General features: G+C 69.5%; 14 protein-coding genes. 5 read left to right on the forward strand and 9 right to left on the reverse strand.

The annotated features are described in order from the left end of the window. The first annotated feature begins 42 nt into the window (after nucleotides 1-42). Nucleotides 43-594, forward strand: a complete 552-nt coding sequence (locus JOE64_RS07825; protein ID WP_204963734.1) for an HdeD family acid-resistance protein — start codon at nucleotides 43-45, stop codon at nucleotides 592-594. A gap of 74 nt (nucleotides 595-668) precedes the next feature. On the opposite strand, the gene JOE64_RS07830 is transcribed toward JOE64_RS07825, so the two are convergent. After that, the gene (locus JOE64_RS07830; protein WP_204965010.1) at nucleotides 669-2,666 is read right to left on the reverse strand and encodes a S9 family peptidase; all 1,998 of its coding nucleotides are present in this window, start codon (nucleotides 2,664-2,666) and stop codon (nucleotides 669-671) included. Nucleotides 2,667-2,668: 2 nt separating this feature from the next. Then, nucleotides 2,669-3,433: an SDR family oxidoreductase gene (locus JOE64_RS07835; protein WP_204963735.1), complete on the reverse strand. Its 765-nt coding sequence runs from the start codon at nucleotides 3,431-3,433 to the stop codon at nucleotides 2,669-2,671. A 122-nt stretch (nucleotides 3,434-3,555) separates the two neighbouring features. Between JOE64_RS07835 and JOE64_RS07840 the strand changes: the two genes are divergently transcribed. The 4 genes from JOE64_RS07840 (at nucleotide 3,556) to JOE64_RS07855 (ending at nucleotide 6,533) form a co-directional block, all read left to right on the forward strand. After that, nucleotides 3,556-4,080 (forward strand): NfeD family protein, encoded by a 525-nt coding sequence (locus JOE64_RS07840; protein WP_204963736.1) that lies wholly within the window; start codon nucleotides 3,556-3,558, stop codon nucleotides 4,078-4,080. Beyond that, complete coding sequence (locus JOE64_RS07845; RefSeq protein WP_204963737.1) at nucleotides 4,080-5,255, forward strand: SPFH domain-containing protein; 1,176 nt, start codon at nucleotides 4,080-4,082, stop codon at nucleotides 5,253-5,255. The genes JOE64_RS07840 and JOE64_RS07845 overlap by 1 nt, the downstream gene beginning before the upstream one ends. Continuing rightward, nucleotides 5,248-6,045 (forward strand): glycerophosphodiester phosphodiesterase family protein, encoded by a 798-nt coding sequence (locus JOE64_RS07850; protein ID WP_204963738.1) that lies wholly within the window; start codon nucleotides 5,248-5,250, stop codon nucleotides 6,043-6,045. The genes JOE64_RS07845 and JOE64_RS07850 overlap by 8 nt, the downstream gene beginning before the upstream one ends. Nucleotides 6,046-6,161: 116 nt before the next feature. After that, the gene (locus JOE64_RS07855) at nucleotides 6,162-6,533 is read left to right on the forward strand and encodes an RNA polymerase-binding protein RbpA (RefSeq protein WP_204963739.1); all 372 of its coding nucleotides are present in this window, start codon (nucleotides 6,162-6,164) and stop codon (nucleotides 6,531-6,533) included. Nucleotides 6,534-6,605: 72 nt separating this feature from the next. Here JOE64_RS07855 and lnt read toward each other — a convergent pair whose 3' ends face one another. From lnt to JOE64_RS07890, 7 genes are all read right to left on the reverse strand, one after another. Beyond that, complete coding sequence (lnt, locus tag JOE64_RS07860) at nucleotides 6,606-8,144, reverse strand: apolipoprotein N-acyltransferase (RefSeq protein WP_372432901.1); 1,539 nt, start codon at nucleotides 8,142-8,144, stop codon at nucleotides 6,606-6,608. 50 nt (nucleotides 8,145-8,194) lie between these two features. After that, complete coding sequence (locus tag JOE64_RS07865; RefSeq protein WP_204963740.1) at nucleotides 8,195-10,648, reverse strand: DEAD/DEAH box helicase; 2,454 nt, start codon at nucleotides 10,646-10,648, stop codon at nucleotides 8,195-8,197. After that, the gene (gene tatC, locus JOE64_RS07870) at nucleotides 10,645-11,400 is read right to left on the reverse strand and encodes a twin-arginine translocase subunit TatC (protein ID WP_204963741.1); all 756 of its coding nucleotides are present in this window, start codon (nucleotides 11,398-11,400) and stop codon (nucleotides 10,645-10,647) included. The genes JOE64_RS07865 and tatC overlap by 4 nt, the downstream gene beginning before the upstream one ends. Before the next feature lie 67 nt (nucleotides 11,401-11,467). Further along, nucleotides 11,468-11,761, reverse strand: a complete 294-nt coding sequence (tatA, locus tag JOE64_RS07875; protein ID WP_204963742.1) for a Sec-independent protein translocase subunit TatA — start codon at nucleotides 11,759-11,761, stop codon at nucleotides 11,468-11,470. Nucleotides 11,762-11,867: 106 nt separating this feature from the next. Continuing rightward, nucleotides 11,868-12,824, reverse strand: coding sequence for a helix-turn-helix transcriptional regulator (locus JOE64_RS07880; protein WP_204963743.1), 957 nt, complete (start codon nucleotides 12,822-12,824; stop codon nucleotides 11,868-11,870). Beyond that, nucleotides 12,821-13,813, reverse strand: coding sequence for a helix-turn-helix transcriptional regulator (locus JOE64_RS07885; RefSeq protein ID WP_204963744.1), 993 nt, complete (start codon nucleotides 13,811-13,813; stop codon nucleotides 12,821-12,823). Before JOE64_RS07885 ends, JOE64_RS07880 begins: the two co-directional genes overlap by 4 nt. 44 nt (nucleotides 13,814-13,857) lie before the next feature. Continuing rightward, entirely contained in the window at nucleotides 13,858-14,784 is a 927-nt protein-coding gene (locus JOE64_RS07890; RefSeq protein ID WP_204963745.1) for an FKBP-type peptidyl-prolyl cis-trans isomerase, read from the reverse strand.

Below are 14,784 nucleotides of genomic sequence, written 5' to 3' on the forward strand. Positions count from 1 at the left end.
GAAGGCGTTCGGTTCACAGCAGTCTCCCAGAAAGGGTCTCTCATGACCGCTGACACAGATTTCGGAAAGTCCGCCACCAACAGCATCCGCACGGCCCTCGGTCTCGGCGGCGCGCTGTCGATCATCCTGGGTCTGCTGATCCTCATCTGGCCCGGGAAGACGGCAATGGTCGTCGCAGCGATCGTCGCGATCTACGCCATCGCCGCCGGCCTCGTGTACGCCGGTATCGGTATCTTCGCCGCCAACAAGGGCGGCTGGTCGCGCATCGGCCACATCGTTCTCGGTGTCCTGTTCGTGATCGCCGGTATCGTCGCGTTCGCCAACCTCGGCGCGACCACCCTGTGGCTCGCCGCCTTCCTCGGCATCCTGGTCGGCATCATGTGGATCGTCGAAGGCGTCGTCGCTTTGTCGACTCTCGACCTCGCGCCGTCGAAGGGATGGACGATCTTCTTCGCGATCGTCTCGCTCCTCGCCGGCATCACGCTGCTGTTCTCGCCGATCTGGGGTGCGGCGACGCTGTGGTGGCTTCTCGGCATCGGCGCGATCGTCCTCGGGGCAATCCAGGTCGGCCGCGCGTTCTCGTTCGGTAAGTAGCCCACGGTCGACCACGAAAGCCCCGCAGCACCGAGCTGCGGGGCTTTCGTCGTATCGCGGCGAGGGCGCGGCGTTCAGTCCGTCGGGAGGTGGCGTGACCACCATTCGATGACCGCGTCGAATCGCTCGACGCGGTGACGAGGCCGGCCCGCGCGGGTGAGTTCGTGGTTCTCCCCCGGGAAGATCAGCATCTCGGCATCCGTTCCCTGACGCTTGAGCGCCGAGTAGTAACGCGTTGCCTGCTCGAGCGGGCACCGGAAGTCGAGCTCCGAATGCATGACGAGAGTCGGCGTGCGAACGGCGCCGACCGCCGCCATCGGGCTCTGGCGCGTCATGGCCGCAGGGTCGGTTCCGACGTACTCGTCGCCGAAGAAAGACCCGATGTCGCTCGTGCCTCGGAAGCTCACGGGGTCGAGGAAACCCCGCTCGACAATCGCCGCGGCGAACCGATGATCGTGCGCGATGATCCACGCCGTGAGATACCCGCCGTACGAGCCGCCCTGGATGCCGACGCGCGAGCCGTCGAGGCGCGCGTCGCTCTCGACCACCGCGTCGAAGAAGTCCAGGACGTCCGACATGTCGACGGTGCCCATGGCGCCGCGGATACTCCGGCCGTGCGCGCGGCCGTATCCGGCGCTGCCGCGTGGGTTGCAGTAGACGACGGCGTAGCCCGCATCGACGAGGACCTGGGTCTCGTCGAACAGGTGCACCCCGTACGCCGCATAGGGACCGCCGTGGATCTGGAGGATCACCGGGAAGGGCCCCTCACCTGCGGGAACCGCCACCCAGCCGTGCACCGGATACCCGTCCCGGCCTGTGATCTCACGCTCTGCGGGGCGCACGATGCCGCGTGCGCCGATTGCGTCGCCGAACGAGGTGAGCGTCCCTGTTCCGAGCAGGGACAGCTCCCCCACGCTCGATGGCGTCGCGTGCGAGAACACGATCCGGTCGCCCGCGGCGGCGTGGCCGCCGACTTCGACGTCTCCGTCGACGAGCGTGCGGACGGCTCCCTCGCGCGACACGCGCAGCAGCTCGACACGTCCGCGCGTTCTGTTCTGCACGAGGAAGTCGGCGCCGACGGTGGTGATGTGGGAACCCACCTCGTCGAGGTCGGTCGCCTCCGGATCGGTGAGGCGTCGCGGTACGGATGCCCCGAGTTCGCCCTCGAGGATGTAGAGCGCGACGTCGGGGGCGATGAAGTCGCGTCCCGAATCCCCCGGGCGCGACGCCAACACGGCGATGGTGCCATCCTCGGCAACCGCGACGTCGCCCACCGCGAATCCCGCGGCCCGCTCGAGCACCTCGGTCTCGTCCGATCCGGCGACGGCGACGGCGACGAGGGCAGTCCGCAGATCCCGGTGATCCTGCTCGATCTCGTCGCGCACGGTGAGAAGGTGGCCGCCATCGGCGGTGAACACCACGCCGTCATGCGAGACGGCGCCGGAGGTGAGCTGCGTCGCCTCTGCTGCTACCCGCCGCACGGTCTCGCTCGTGTGCGCGGTCGACGTCGTGGATGCGGTCGGCGCCGGCGAGTAGAACGGCTCTGCGTCGACGTCGGGCGCATCGACGACGAACAGGTGGACGGGCCGGTCGGCGATGTAGCCGAGTCCGTTCGCGTGCCATCGGACGCCGGTGATGCGCCGCGGTGATTCGGCCTCGGCGGGCAGCCCCTCGACCGTGCCGTATCGGCCCTGCTCCGGCACGCGTGCGGCAAAGCCGATGCGAGCCGAATCGGGCGACCAGGCGAACGAGGTCACGCCGCCGCGCACATCGGTGGCCTGCACGGGTTCGCCGCCGGATGCCGGGATGACGAACACCTGCTGCGCGCCATCGGCGTCTGCGCGAAGGAACGCGATCCGTCCGCCGTCCGGCGACACCTGCGGTTGCGTGTCGGCGACGCCCCGCGTGAGGCGCCGGGGTGTGCCGTCCGGAAGATCGATGCGCCAGATCTGACCGACGTTCCGATCGGCGACGATGTCAGGGCGCGACGTGGCGAAGACCGCGACGCCGGCGTCGGGTGCGAGAGAAGGTCGGCCGAGCGAGACGAGCGCGGCGATGTCGGTTGCGCGCACCGTCATTCACCACCGAAGGAGCTCACGTCCCCGACGAGGCGCGTGTTGTCCGCCGAGATGGGCTCGACTGCCGCGAGGGCGACCTCGGCGGCGAACTCGGAGACGTTGTAGAGGCGCCCGGCCGACTCGCGGCGCTGAGAGATCGCGCCCGGGTTGGCACGCTCGAGGAGAGTCGCGGTGATGGTGCCTTCGATCATGTCGCCGGACACCACGACGAAATCGATGCCCTCGGCGGTGAGCGCCGGGATCCGCTCGCGCAGCGCGTCTTCCCCGGCACGCTTCGACAGGGCGACCGGCTCGTACTCCGGCATCGTGGGCGTCGTGCGGATGAAGTGGGCCTGGTGGCTCGTCACGAAGACGACGCGCGAGCCGTCGTGGAGCAGCGGCATCGCGGCATCCAGCACGTTGAGCTGCGCGTCGCGGTTGAGGACGAGGGCGTAGTCCTCGCCCATGCCGCTCTCCATGCCGCCGGACGCATTCAGTACCAGCAGGTCGAGTCGCCCGAACGTCTCGCCCACGCGCGTCATCATGTCGGCGACCGAGGCCGGGTCGGTGAGGTCTGCGCCGACGACGAGGACCTCGACGCCGAGCTCACGCAGCTGTGCCGCGAGCTTCTCGGCGCGCGGCGCCTTGTTGCGGAAGTTGATGACGACATTCGCGCCGGCCTGCGCCAGATAGGTCGCGGTGTCGGCGCCGATGCCGCGCGAAGAGCCGGTGACGAGGGCCGTCCGGCCCGAGAGGGAACCGGCGGGGATGGGCTGGGACATGGATGACTCCTGCACTGATACGGACGTTCTCCGCCGCTCGGGCGACCCTCCGACACTACCAACGGAGCCGTGCGGGCACGGGAATGTTAGAGTGCGGACAGGAGCGCCGAAAGGGCAGGGTCATGTTGCCGGATCTCACGCAGTACCTGTGGATCGCCTGGCTCGTCCTCGCCCTCCTGTTCGTCATCATCGAGTTGCTGACGCTCGAGTTCACGTTCCTCATGCTGGCGGGCGGAACCCTCATCGGCGGTCTCGGCGTGAACCTTCTCGGCGGATCCTGGTGGCTCCAGGTCCTCGCCGCCGCCGCGGTGGCGGCATTGCTGCTGTTCACCATCCGGCCGCTGCTGCTGCGGGCGTTGCATCGATCGAGCGTCCTGCAGCCGACCAACGTCGACGCGATCCGCGGCCTCGGCGGCCGCCTGGTCGCGCCGTTCACCGGCGATGTCGCGGCTGCCCGACTCGACAACGGCGAGCTCTGGTCGGTGGCCGCCTCGCCCACGAGCGATCACCTCACCGTCGGCGACCGCATCGAGGTGATCGCCGTCCGCGGGGCCATGGTGGAAATCGGCGCCGCACCGGCATCCCCCACACCTCTCACGGATCCGTCCCCCGCGGATCCGTCCCTCTCGGATCGGAGCGCAGACTGATGGTCGATGTCGGAGCCTTCGCAGGGCAGATCTTCGTGATCGTCCTGCTCGTGGTGGTGGCGATCTTCGTCGTCGTCGTGATCTTCCGTTCCATCCGGATCATCCCGCAGGCCTATTCGGGGGTCGTCGAACGCCTGGGCCGGTACCAGCGCACCCTCTCCCCCGGGCTCAACCTCCTGGTGCCCTTCGTCGACCGGCTGCGTCCGCTCGTCGACATGCGCGAGCAGGTGGTCTCCTTCCCGCCCCAGCCGGTGATCACCGAGGACAACCTGGTCGTCTCGATCGACACGGTGGTGTACTTCCAGGTGACGGATGCCCGGGCAGCGACCTACGAGATCGCCAACTACCTCTCCGCCGTCGAGCAGCTCACCACCACGACCCTGCGCAACGTGGTGGGCGGTTTGAACCTGGAAGAGGCACTGACCAGCCGCGATGAGATCAACGGTCAGCTTCGCGTCGTGCTCGACGAGGCCACCGGCAAGTGGGGCCTGCGCGTCTCGCGCGTCGAGCTGAAGGCGATCGATCCGCCGCACTCCATCCAGGATTCGATGGAGAAGCAGATGCGCGCCGAACGCGACCGTCGCGCCGCCATCCTGACCGCCGAGGGTTCGAAGCAGTCGCAGATCCTGGAGGCCGAGGGTCGCCGTCAGGCGGCGATCCTGGGTGCCGAGGGAGACAAACAGGCGGCGGTGCTCCGTGCCCAGGGTGAGGCCGAAGCGATCCAGATGGTGTTCAACGCCATCCACGTCGGTGAGCCCGACGAGAAGCTGCTCGCCTACCAGTACCTGCAGACCCTGCCCAAGATCGCGCAGAGTGCCTCCAGCAAGCTGTGGATCATTCCGAGCGAGCTGACCCAGGCACTGCAGGGCATCGGCGACGCGTTCGGTGGACGCGCGAGCGCATCGCGGGGCGGGGCGAGCACGGCGGCGCAGAGCCGCGTGCCGCACGCCTCGTCGTCCGACGCGGCGGATGCTGCGGTCGAAGCCGCCCGGGCGGCGGCCTCCGCGGCCGACGACATCGCCACACAGGCGCGCTCCGCGGATCTCCCCGGCGCCGTCGCCGGCACGACACGTCGCGGGTCGGGTGGGTCGACCATGGCACCGGCCGAGCAGGCGGATGCCGCGGAGGCACCCCCGGCGGACCTCGGCGACCCGAGCTCGCCCCGCGATGCCTGAGGTGTCGCGCCCGCGGCATCCGTACCTCGCCGGCCCTGCCCCGCGAGTCCTCGCGCATCGGGGCTTCGTGTCTGCCGACGCGGCTCGCGACGGCATCGTGGAGAACACGTTCACCGCATTCGCCGCGGCCCACGCCGCCGGTGTCACCTACGCGGAGTCGGACTGCCACCTCACGGCGGACGGCGTCGTGGTGCTCTTCCACGACGCCGACCTGTCGCGCGTCACGGGAGACCCGCGGAAAGTCGCCGAGGTGCGGCATGCCGAGCTCTCGCGCATCATGGCCGATCGGGGCGGTCTGATCACCGCACCCGACGCGCTCGAGGCCTTTCCCGCGCTGCGATTCAATCTCGACGTGAAGGCGGACGACGCCGCTCTCCCCCTCGGTCGAGCCGTCGCCCGCCACGCGGACCGCACGCTCGTGACCAGCTTCTCCGATCGGCGTCGACGGGAGGCGCTCGATGCCGCACGCGCCGCGGGAGGCACACCGGCCACTTCCGCCGGGCAGGGGGTCGTCGCGCGCTTCGTCGCGGCGGCGGGCACCGGCTCGGCGGCTCTGGTCCGCCGCGCCCTGGCGGGCATCGATGCGTTGCAGGTGCCCGAGCGCGCCGGGGCGGTTCGCGTCGTCACCCCGCGGACGCTGAGACTGGCACATGCCGCCGGTGTCGAGATCCATGTCTGGACGGTGAACGACCGCGCCGATATGGACCGTCTCCTCGGCCTCGGTGTGGACGGACTGGTCACCGACCGCGCGGATCTCGCGCTTCGTGCGGTCTCCGCCCGATCCGTCTGAGCCGTTCGAGCGATATACCCCCTGAGCATCGGCTGTGAAACCGTGATGGGGCGCGTCCGTTCGGATGATGCGCACAGGTCGACGCGTTATACCTGACTGGACGAGAGGACCACACAATGGCAGATCGCAGCCTGCGCGGCATCCGACTCGGCGCTTCCAGCCTACAGAGCGAGGAAGGCGTCGTGTTTCATGAGCGCGCCAATCACACCTATGTCTGCACGCAGTGCGGACGAGAGACCGTCATGACCTTCGCGGCCGACGCCGAGCTCCCCGAGGCCTGGGAATGCCGCACGTGCGGCGCCGAGGCCGTGCTCCGTGTCGGTGACACGGTGGTCGAGGTCGATCACTCGGGCGACAAGGTCGCCCGCACCCACTGGGACATGCTGCTCGAGCGGCGGACCGTCCCCGAGCTCGAGGAGCTTCTCGAAGAGCGCCTCGCTCTACTGAGGTCTCGCCGCGGCGGCGACGCCTCGCGTCTGAGCGCCTGAGTCGCCCCACACCCGTCACGCCCTCGGCTCCGATTCGCATCGGAGCCGAGGGCGTCGTCGTGGGCGCGCGGTTCACCCCTGGCGACGCACGCGCCGCCGACCGATCAGACCGACCGCGGCTAGGGCGATCACGCTCCCCCACCCGAGCAGGGTCTGCAGCGCGTCGCCGAGGACGACGGGCGGCGTCAGCCCCGTACGCAGGGGCACATCGGTGACCATCGCACCGGGTTGATCCGCGGGCAGCTGATCGATGGTCGAGCCGTCGGGTGCGATCACCTGGCTCGTGCCGACAGTGGACAGATTGACGACAGCGCGGCCCGTCTCGACGGCGCGCATCCGGGCGAAGGCGAGCTGCTGGAGGTTCTCGTCCGTGCCGCGGAAATCGGCGTTGTTCGTCTGGAACATGTACACCTGCGCCCCGGCGAGAGCTCCGTCGCGGATCACGTCGTCGTAGATCACGTCGAAGCAGATGGCGAGCCCGATACCGACCCCGTCGACGTTCACGTGGGGCGTGGCGGTTCCCGGCGTGTACTCGCGCCCGATGAGGTCGATGAGGTCGGGAGCGAACGGTCGCCAGAAGTCACGGTCCGGCACGTACTCGCCGAAGGGCACGGGATGCCGCTTGTCGTAGGTCTGGCTGGGTCGATCCGCTCCGACGTCCCAGACGAGCGACGAGTTGAAGTACTCGTCGCCGCGCTTCGTGACCGCGGAGACCAGCAAGGGGGCGTCGATGCGTTCGGACAGGCCGGCGAGCGTGCGGGCGACCGATGCGTTGGCCGTGGGGTCGGCATCCACACCGCCCTCGGGCCAGAGCAGCAGGTCCAGCCTGCTGTGCTCGATCGGCGCTGTCGCCGACAGCTGCGCCCGCAGCACGTCGTACGGTGCGCGCGTGTCGAAGTATCCCGCCGGGCCGTTCCCCTGCACGGAGCCCACTCGGATCGTTCCGGCAGCGGTCGTGGGAAAGGCGGGAACCAGCACCAGCGCGGCGATCGCCGCTGCCGCCGGCAACAGACGCCGCAGGTCGCGCCGACGCCCGCCCCGCGCGTACTCGAGCGCGGCCGCGCTCGCGAACACGATCAGGAACGACAGTCCGCTCATGCCGACCCACGAGGCGACCTCGGCCAGCGGCGAGGATGCCTGGGTGACGCCGAGCCTCGCCCACGGGAACCCTCCGTACGGGAACGTGCCGAGCAGCTCCTCGCGCGCGACCCACAGGCCCGCGACAAGTGCCGGCAGCGCGATGAGGCGCCCGTACGTCCCCGGCGCGATGCGTGGCATCCAGCGGTAGGCCAGAGCGAGGGGAATCGCCATCGCGGCCGTCAGGAGCGCTTCAAGCGTGGACAGTGCGATCCACGGAATCGGCCCGAGGTAGCGGGCGGTGAAGGACAGGTTCACAAAGAACAGCGCCGCGCCGAAGACGAAGCCGACGAGCAGGGCCGCGCCGGCGCGGCGGCCGATCAGCGAGAGCAGTGCGAGCGGGACGGCGATGAAGACGGCCGGCCACCACGCGACGGCGGGGAAGGCGAGGGTGAGCACGAGCCCCGCCGCCGCGGCCGTGACGAGTGCGAGCCAGAGTGGCAGCACCGGCCTGGCGGACGCCTGTTCGGGCACAGGGGAAGGGCGGCGGTGGGCAGACACGGATCGAGCTTAGGCGGGTGACGTCAGAGCGAGCCGTACACCACGATGCCGCGTCGAACCGCCTCGAGCGCGGCGCGGGCGGTCCCGGCCAGCGGCGCCGCGGCGACGAGCGACAGTTGATCGAGCAGGTCTATCGTCTGCTTCGCCCACCGGACGAAGTCACCCGCCGGGAGGTCCGCTTCGTCGAGCACACGGTCCAGCGACGCCCCGCGCGCCCAGGAGTGCATCGCTGTGGCGAGACCCACGGAGACCGCCGCCGTGCCGGGAAGGCGATGGTCCTGTTCGAGATCGTCCAGGCGCGCCCACAACTGCTGGGTTGCATCGAGTGCCGACCGGAACGGGCCCCGGGGCAGGCCGTGCTCGCCGGCACCGCCGTCGTCGCGGCGCGGTTCGTAGACGAGGCAGCAGGCCAGCGCGGCGAGACCCGGAGCATCGAGAGATGTCCACAGGTTTTGCCGAAGAGACTCGGCGACGAGCAGGTCGCGCTCGCCGTAGATGCGCTTCATCGTCGCCCCCGCCGGTGTCAGGGTCGCTGCGCCCGCGGCGTCGATGCGCACGTAGTCGAGGGCGACGAGGACATCCACCACCCGGTCGAACACGCGAGCGACGGTGCCCGTGCGTGCCTGGATCTGGCGGCGGGTCTTCTCGACACGACGGTGCAGCTTCGCGTGCCGCTCTCCCCAGCGAGCGTGCGCCTCCCGGTCCGGGCAGGTATGGCACGGGTGACGCTGCATCCGGGTGCGCAGCGACTGGATCTCGTGTTGACGCTGCTCGCGCAGGCGGATCGGCGCCGTCCGATCGGCGCGATGGAGCTTCTCGAGATCGCTCAGGTCGCTGCGCAGCTGCGCGTACTCGACGAAGTCACCGCGGTCGCACGTCATGGCGGTGACGTAGCCCGCCAGCGACTCCTCGGCATCCTTCACCTCCCGCGCGAGCCCGACGACCGCTCGGTCGGCCTGGAACTGCGCGAACGACGATTCCAGGATCTCGCGAGCGCGCTCACGACCGAACTGGTCGATGAGGTTCACCGCCATGTTGTAGGTCGGTCGGAAGCTCGAATTGAGCGGATACGTGCGACGTGACGCGAGCGCGGCGACCGCCTGCGGGTCGAGGGAGTCGGTCCACTGGATGACGGCGTGGCCCTCGACGTCGATCCCGCGCCGCCCCGCACGGCCCGTGAGCTGCGTGTACTCCCCCGAGGTGATCGCCACTCGTGCCTCGCCGTTGAACTTCTCGAGCTTCTCGAGCACAACGGTGCGCGCCGGCATGTTGATGCCGAGGGCGAGGGTCTCGGTGGCGAAGACCACCTTGACGAGCTTGCGACGGAACAGCTCCTCGACGACCTCCTTGAATGCCGGGAGGAGGCCGGCGTGGTGGGCGGCGACGCCGCGCTCCAGGTTGCCGCGCCATTCCCAGTAGCCGAGCACCTGCAGGTCCTCCTCGCGAAGGGTGTGCGTGCGCTCGTCGATCACCCGGCGGATCTCGTCCTGTTCCTCGCGCGTCGTCAGGCGCAGACCCGATCGACGCACCTGCTGAACGGCACCCTCGCAGCCGGCGCGCGAGAAGATGAAGAAGATCGCGGGAAGCAGGTTCGCCCGCTCGAGAACCTGCACCACGTGCGGACGATCGATCCGCTCGAGCCGCGTGGCGTGCCCCGGACGATGCCCGTTTCTCGGGGCACGACGCTGACCGGCACCGTGTCCGCCGCGCGCGCGTTGGGGCTGACTGTCCGGGCGCGCCGAGCCGCCGGAGCGCAGACGCATGAGCTCGTTGTTGACACGCGGTGTCGCCGCCCCGGCCCGGTCGTCGAACAGCGGCAGCAGGTCGCCGCGCACCAGCACGTGCTGCTCGAGCGGCACGGGGCGGCTCTCCGACACGATCACCTCGGTGTCACCGCGGACGGTGTCGAGCCAGTCGCCGAACTCCTCGGCGTTCGACACCGTCGCCGACAGCGAGATCAACCGCACGTCGGCCGGCAGGTGGATGATGATTTCCTCCCACACGGCTCCACGGAATCGATCCGCGAGGTAGTGGACTTCGTCCATCACGACGTAGCGGAGCCCGCGCAGCGCCGGCGAATCCGCGTAGAGCATATTGCGGAGCACCTCGGTGGTCATGACCACGACGCGTGCGCTGCCGTTGATGTTCGTGTCGCCGGTGAGAAGGCCGACCTCGCTCTCGCCGTAGACCTGCTGAAGCTCACGGAACTTCTGGTTCGACAGCGCTTTCATCGGCGTCGTGTAGAACGCCTTCTCCCCCGACGTGAGCATGGCGAGGTGGATCGCGAACTCGCCCACGATGGTCTTGCCCGCGCCGGTGGGAGCCGCCACCAGCACGCTGCGGCCGTCTTCCAGAGCGTGGCATCCCGCGATCTGGAAGGGGTCGAGGTCGAACCGCTGCGCGGCGGCGAACGACGACGTCAGGGGATGCGCCCGCTGCGCCTGAGCTCGCGCGTAGCGCGTGGCCGCGTCGGTCACAGGGTCGCCTTCAGGGCGGCGGCGGAACGCTTCGCTCGACGCCGATCGAACAGCATCGAGAGGCCCGCCGCGGCGAAGAAGAGCACGACGAGGATGCCCGCGAGCATGAGCATGCTCACGATGTCGGCCGCTGGCGTCGCGAGTCCCGCGAAACCGACGGCGATGAGCACCGCGACGCGCCAGGCTTTGAGGATCGCGCGACCCGACATGATCCCGGCGAGGTTCAACGCCACCAGGAAGACGGGAACGACGAAGGAGACTCCGACGACGATGATGAGTTTGAAGACGAAGTCGTAGTAGTACTTGCTGTCGAACCAGTTCGCCGCCCCTTCGGGGGTGAACGTCGCCATCAGCTCGACGATGTGGGGCATGACCCACCAGCCCACGTAGCAGCCCGCGAAGAAGAGGGGAACCGCGGCGGCGACGAATCCGATCGTGTACTGGATCTCCTTGCGGGTCAGTCCGGGCATCAGGAACGCCCACAGCTGCCACAGCCAGACCGGCGCCGAGATGATGATGCCCACCACGAACGAGATGCGCAGCCGCATGTCGAAGGGGCCGGTGACGGTCTGGTACATGAGACCGACCTTGTCCTCCATCCCGCGCTGCGCAGCGACGACACGGATGGGCTCGGTCATCGCCCAAATGATCCAGTCGGTCAGGAAATACGCCACCACCATGCCCACGACAAGGGCGATGAGAGCGATCACGATGCGCTTGCGCAGCTCCCCGAGGTGCTGTGCGAGCGACATCCTCTTGTCGCCGCGCGGAGAATCGTCCGTTCCGAGCGGCGGGTGCTCCGCCGTGGCCACCGACGGATCAGGAAGCGGAATCGGGGGTGCGCGGCGTGGCATCCGCCGGTGCACCGGCAACAGGCGTCTGCGGCGCGGCCGTGTTCTGCACGGTCGGTGCCGCGGGCGTCGCCGGCGCGTCTGCGGCCGTCGAGGCCGCGGGAGCGTCGTCGTCCTTCATCGCCTTCATCTCACCCTTGAAGATCCGGGCGGACTGACCCATGCTCTTGGCCAGCGCGGGGAGCTTCGCCGCACCGAAGAGGAGCAGGATCACGATCAGAAGGATCCACAGATGCGGTCCGGTCAGCAGGTTGCTCGGCATTTCGTTCCCTTGTTCGCAAGCCTCTGCCCAGTGTAACCGCCGCTCCCGCCGATCGGCTGGCAGCGCCGCGGAACCGGACGGGAGGACGCCCGACCTCGTGCGACGTTCAGCGGTACTGCTCGAGACCGGCCTGTGCCCACGCCGCAGTCGCCTCGCGCGCATCGGTCGGGCCGAGGATCTCGAGCTCTCCACCGAGACGAGCGGCGAGGCGCTTGAGGCTGCGCGCGTCGCCGAGACGGATGGAGGCGATGCGCAGGCCGTCGTGGGCATCGCGTTCGTCGACGACGAAGTCGGCGAGGAGCGGAGAGATGGTGTGGCGGTAGCGCACCTGTACCTCCACATCGCCGTCGCCCGGCTCGAAGAGATCCGGCACGGCGTCGGCTCCGTGCGTCGTGGGGATGTCGGTCACCCGCACATCCGAGACTCGGTCGAGGTGGAACGTGCGAACCGCCTCGCGCAGGTGGCACCAGCCCTGCAGATACCACTGACCTCCCGCGATGTGCACCTTGACGGGATCGACGGTGCGCGTGGTCGCGGGCGCGTCCGGCGCCTGGTACCCGAACGAGACGGCGACACCGCGGCGCAACGCCTCGGCGACGGCGGCGCGCACGTCATCCACGCGCTCGGGCGCGACGATCACATCCGCCGGCGCTCCGGACGTGCCCCGGGCGAGTTTGGCCAGCAGCCCCTGGACGACGCCGCTGTCGCCGACGCCGGGGAGCGAGGCCGCGAGCTGCAGTCCGGCGAGGAGCGCGGCAGCCTCGCGTGCGGTCAGCCGCGGCGTCCGCTCGAGGCCGACCGCATTGGTGATCACGATGAGATCCTGCTGATCCAGAAGATCCCAGTCGATGTCGAACAGGTCGTTCGCCATCTGCCAGAACCCGCCTTCGCCGGGCAGGCCGATGACCGTGAGCTTCTCGACCATGGCGCGCATCTGCTCGGGGGTGACCTCGAAGTCCTCCGCCGCGTCGACGAGAGACACCTCCCCCTTGCCGATGAGGTAGGGCACGAGCTGCAGGATCAGTGCCGCTCGGTCGGTGGCGAGGAGTGGTCGCGCGCTCACGCGGCACCTCCGTGTGCGTCGAGGACCCGACGCAGGCGCGCGACCACCTCGTCGCGGAGCGCCTCGGGCTCGAGGACCCGCACCTCCGGACCATAGGAGGCGAGTTCGTCGGCGAGGATGTGGACATCGACGTACGGCACGCGGATGCCGCGATCCGCCGCCCGCGCTCGGCGCGCCAGACGCAACGCCGCCTCGGTCCCCGGCATCACCTCGAGAAGGGCGCTCTGCTGAGCGGCGACGTCCGCCAGACCGGCCAGTGCCCGCTCCCCCGCTCCCTCCCGCTCGGACAGGTCGAAGGTCGCCCTCGTGATCTCCACCTCGGAGGAGATACGCGAGAGGAGGAACGTCCGGTGAGCGTCACGATCGAGATCGAACCCGTACACGTGCCATCGCGCTTCGTACTCCAGCAGCGCCAGCGGGCGCAGGCGTCGGCGCCGCGGGGCATCCTCGCCCGGCTTCATATACGCGAAGGAGACGACCCGCCCCTGCTCGATCGCGCGCTGCAACGGAGCGAACGCCGCCTCGCGCAGGTTGATCCGGGGCGAGTACCCGATGATCGGCGCATCGACGTCGTTCCCGAGCGCGCGGATCTTGCGCAGACCGCTCCGCGCCTCCGCGGACATCGAGCTCTCGCTCCACACGCCGCCGGCGAGGTTCAGCACCGCCAGTTCGGCGGGGGTGAAATCGATGTCGGCCGGTAGCTCGTATTCCGCCGTGGGGATGCGATACCGCGCCTCGCGCAGATCATCCGGATCGGCGTGGTCGCCGATGGTCTCGATCTGGATCGACAGTCCGCGCAGCGTCTGCTTGTCGCGCTCGAACATCTTCTCGAGTGCATCCTTGCTCGCACCGGCCGTGGTCTGTTCGCGGTACCCGGCGACGGACGAGAGGATCGTGTCCTTCGTCAGCCCCTGCTCGGTGGCCATGAGTGCGACCACGAGGTTGACCAGACGCTCTTCGGGCGCGGTGCGCGGGGACTCGGTAACCACCCGCCCATCCTAGGACGAGGGTGCGGTGCCGGCTCCGCGCCAGGTCAGCGCGCCGACGACGCCGGGTCGATTCCGAGGATGTCGACGACGTAGACGGTGGCAGAGCCCGAGCCCGCAGCCGCCGGCACGACGACCAGCAGCTGGGAACCCACGGTCGCGCCCTGCAGCTGCGCGGCGAAGCCGAGTCGGCTGTCGGGGGTGACAGCCACCGAAGCGCCGCTCTCCCACGTGGAATCGGTGACCTTTCGGGTCTTCCAGTCGACGGCGGTGTAGTGGACGCGCGCGGCGTCGGACGAACCGATCGCCGGGCCGTCGCCCTTCTTCAGCAGCTCTACGGCCACGTCCGTCGGAGCGGCCGAGTCGGGCACGATCACGCCGGGCCGCCCGTCGGGCGCGAGGACGACCGACGGCATGCCGCGCCGGTCGTTGTACTGCGATGCGCCGTCGGCGGCGGCGCGGTACACGTGGGCGAGGTCGATCGTGAAGACGAGGGACTGCCCCGGCGAGACCCCGAGGCCCTGCGCGGTCTGATCCGGCAGGCCGGTGCTCGGAATCGCCCCCACGATGCGGGAGCCCTCGGTGGCGCACATCATCAGTGCGCCCAGTCCCGGGATCCGACTGTCCCACGAGCCCACCGAGAGCGGCTGCGTGGCGGCGGATCCGAGGCTCTGACCGGTGGCACCGTTCACGACCGAGATCGAGAACTGCACGTCCTGACCGGTGCTGGTCACGCGCATCCCGTCGCCGACCGTCTCGTCGTGGAACGTGGGCTGCTCGACGTAGACCGGCGACTCGATGTTCAGGGTCGGCTGTCCGAACGATCCGGACACATGCGCGAAGTCGAGCACCGTGGCATCCGAGGTCACACGCTCGCACGATGCGGCGGATGAGCCGGCAGGCGCCGACGAGCATGCGGCGAGGGTCAGGGCCGACAGGCCCAGGACGGCGAGGACAGCAGGGACGCGATGCAC

Source organism: Microbacterium dextranolyticum (genome assembly GCF_016907295.1).
Lineage (GTDB): Bacteria > Actinomycetota > Actinomycetes > Actinomycetales > Microbacteriaceae > Microbacterium > Microbacterium dextranolyticum.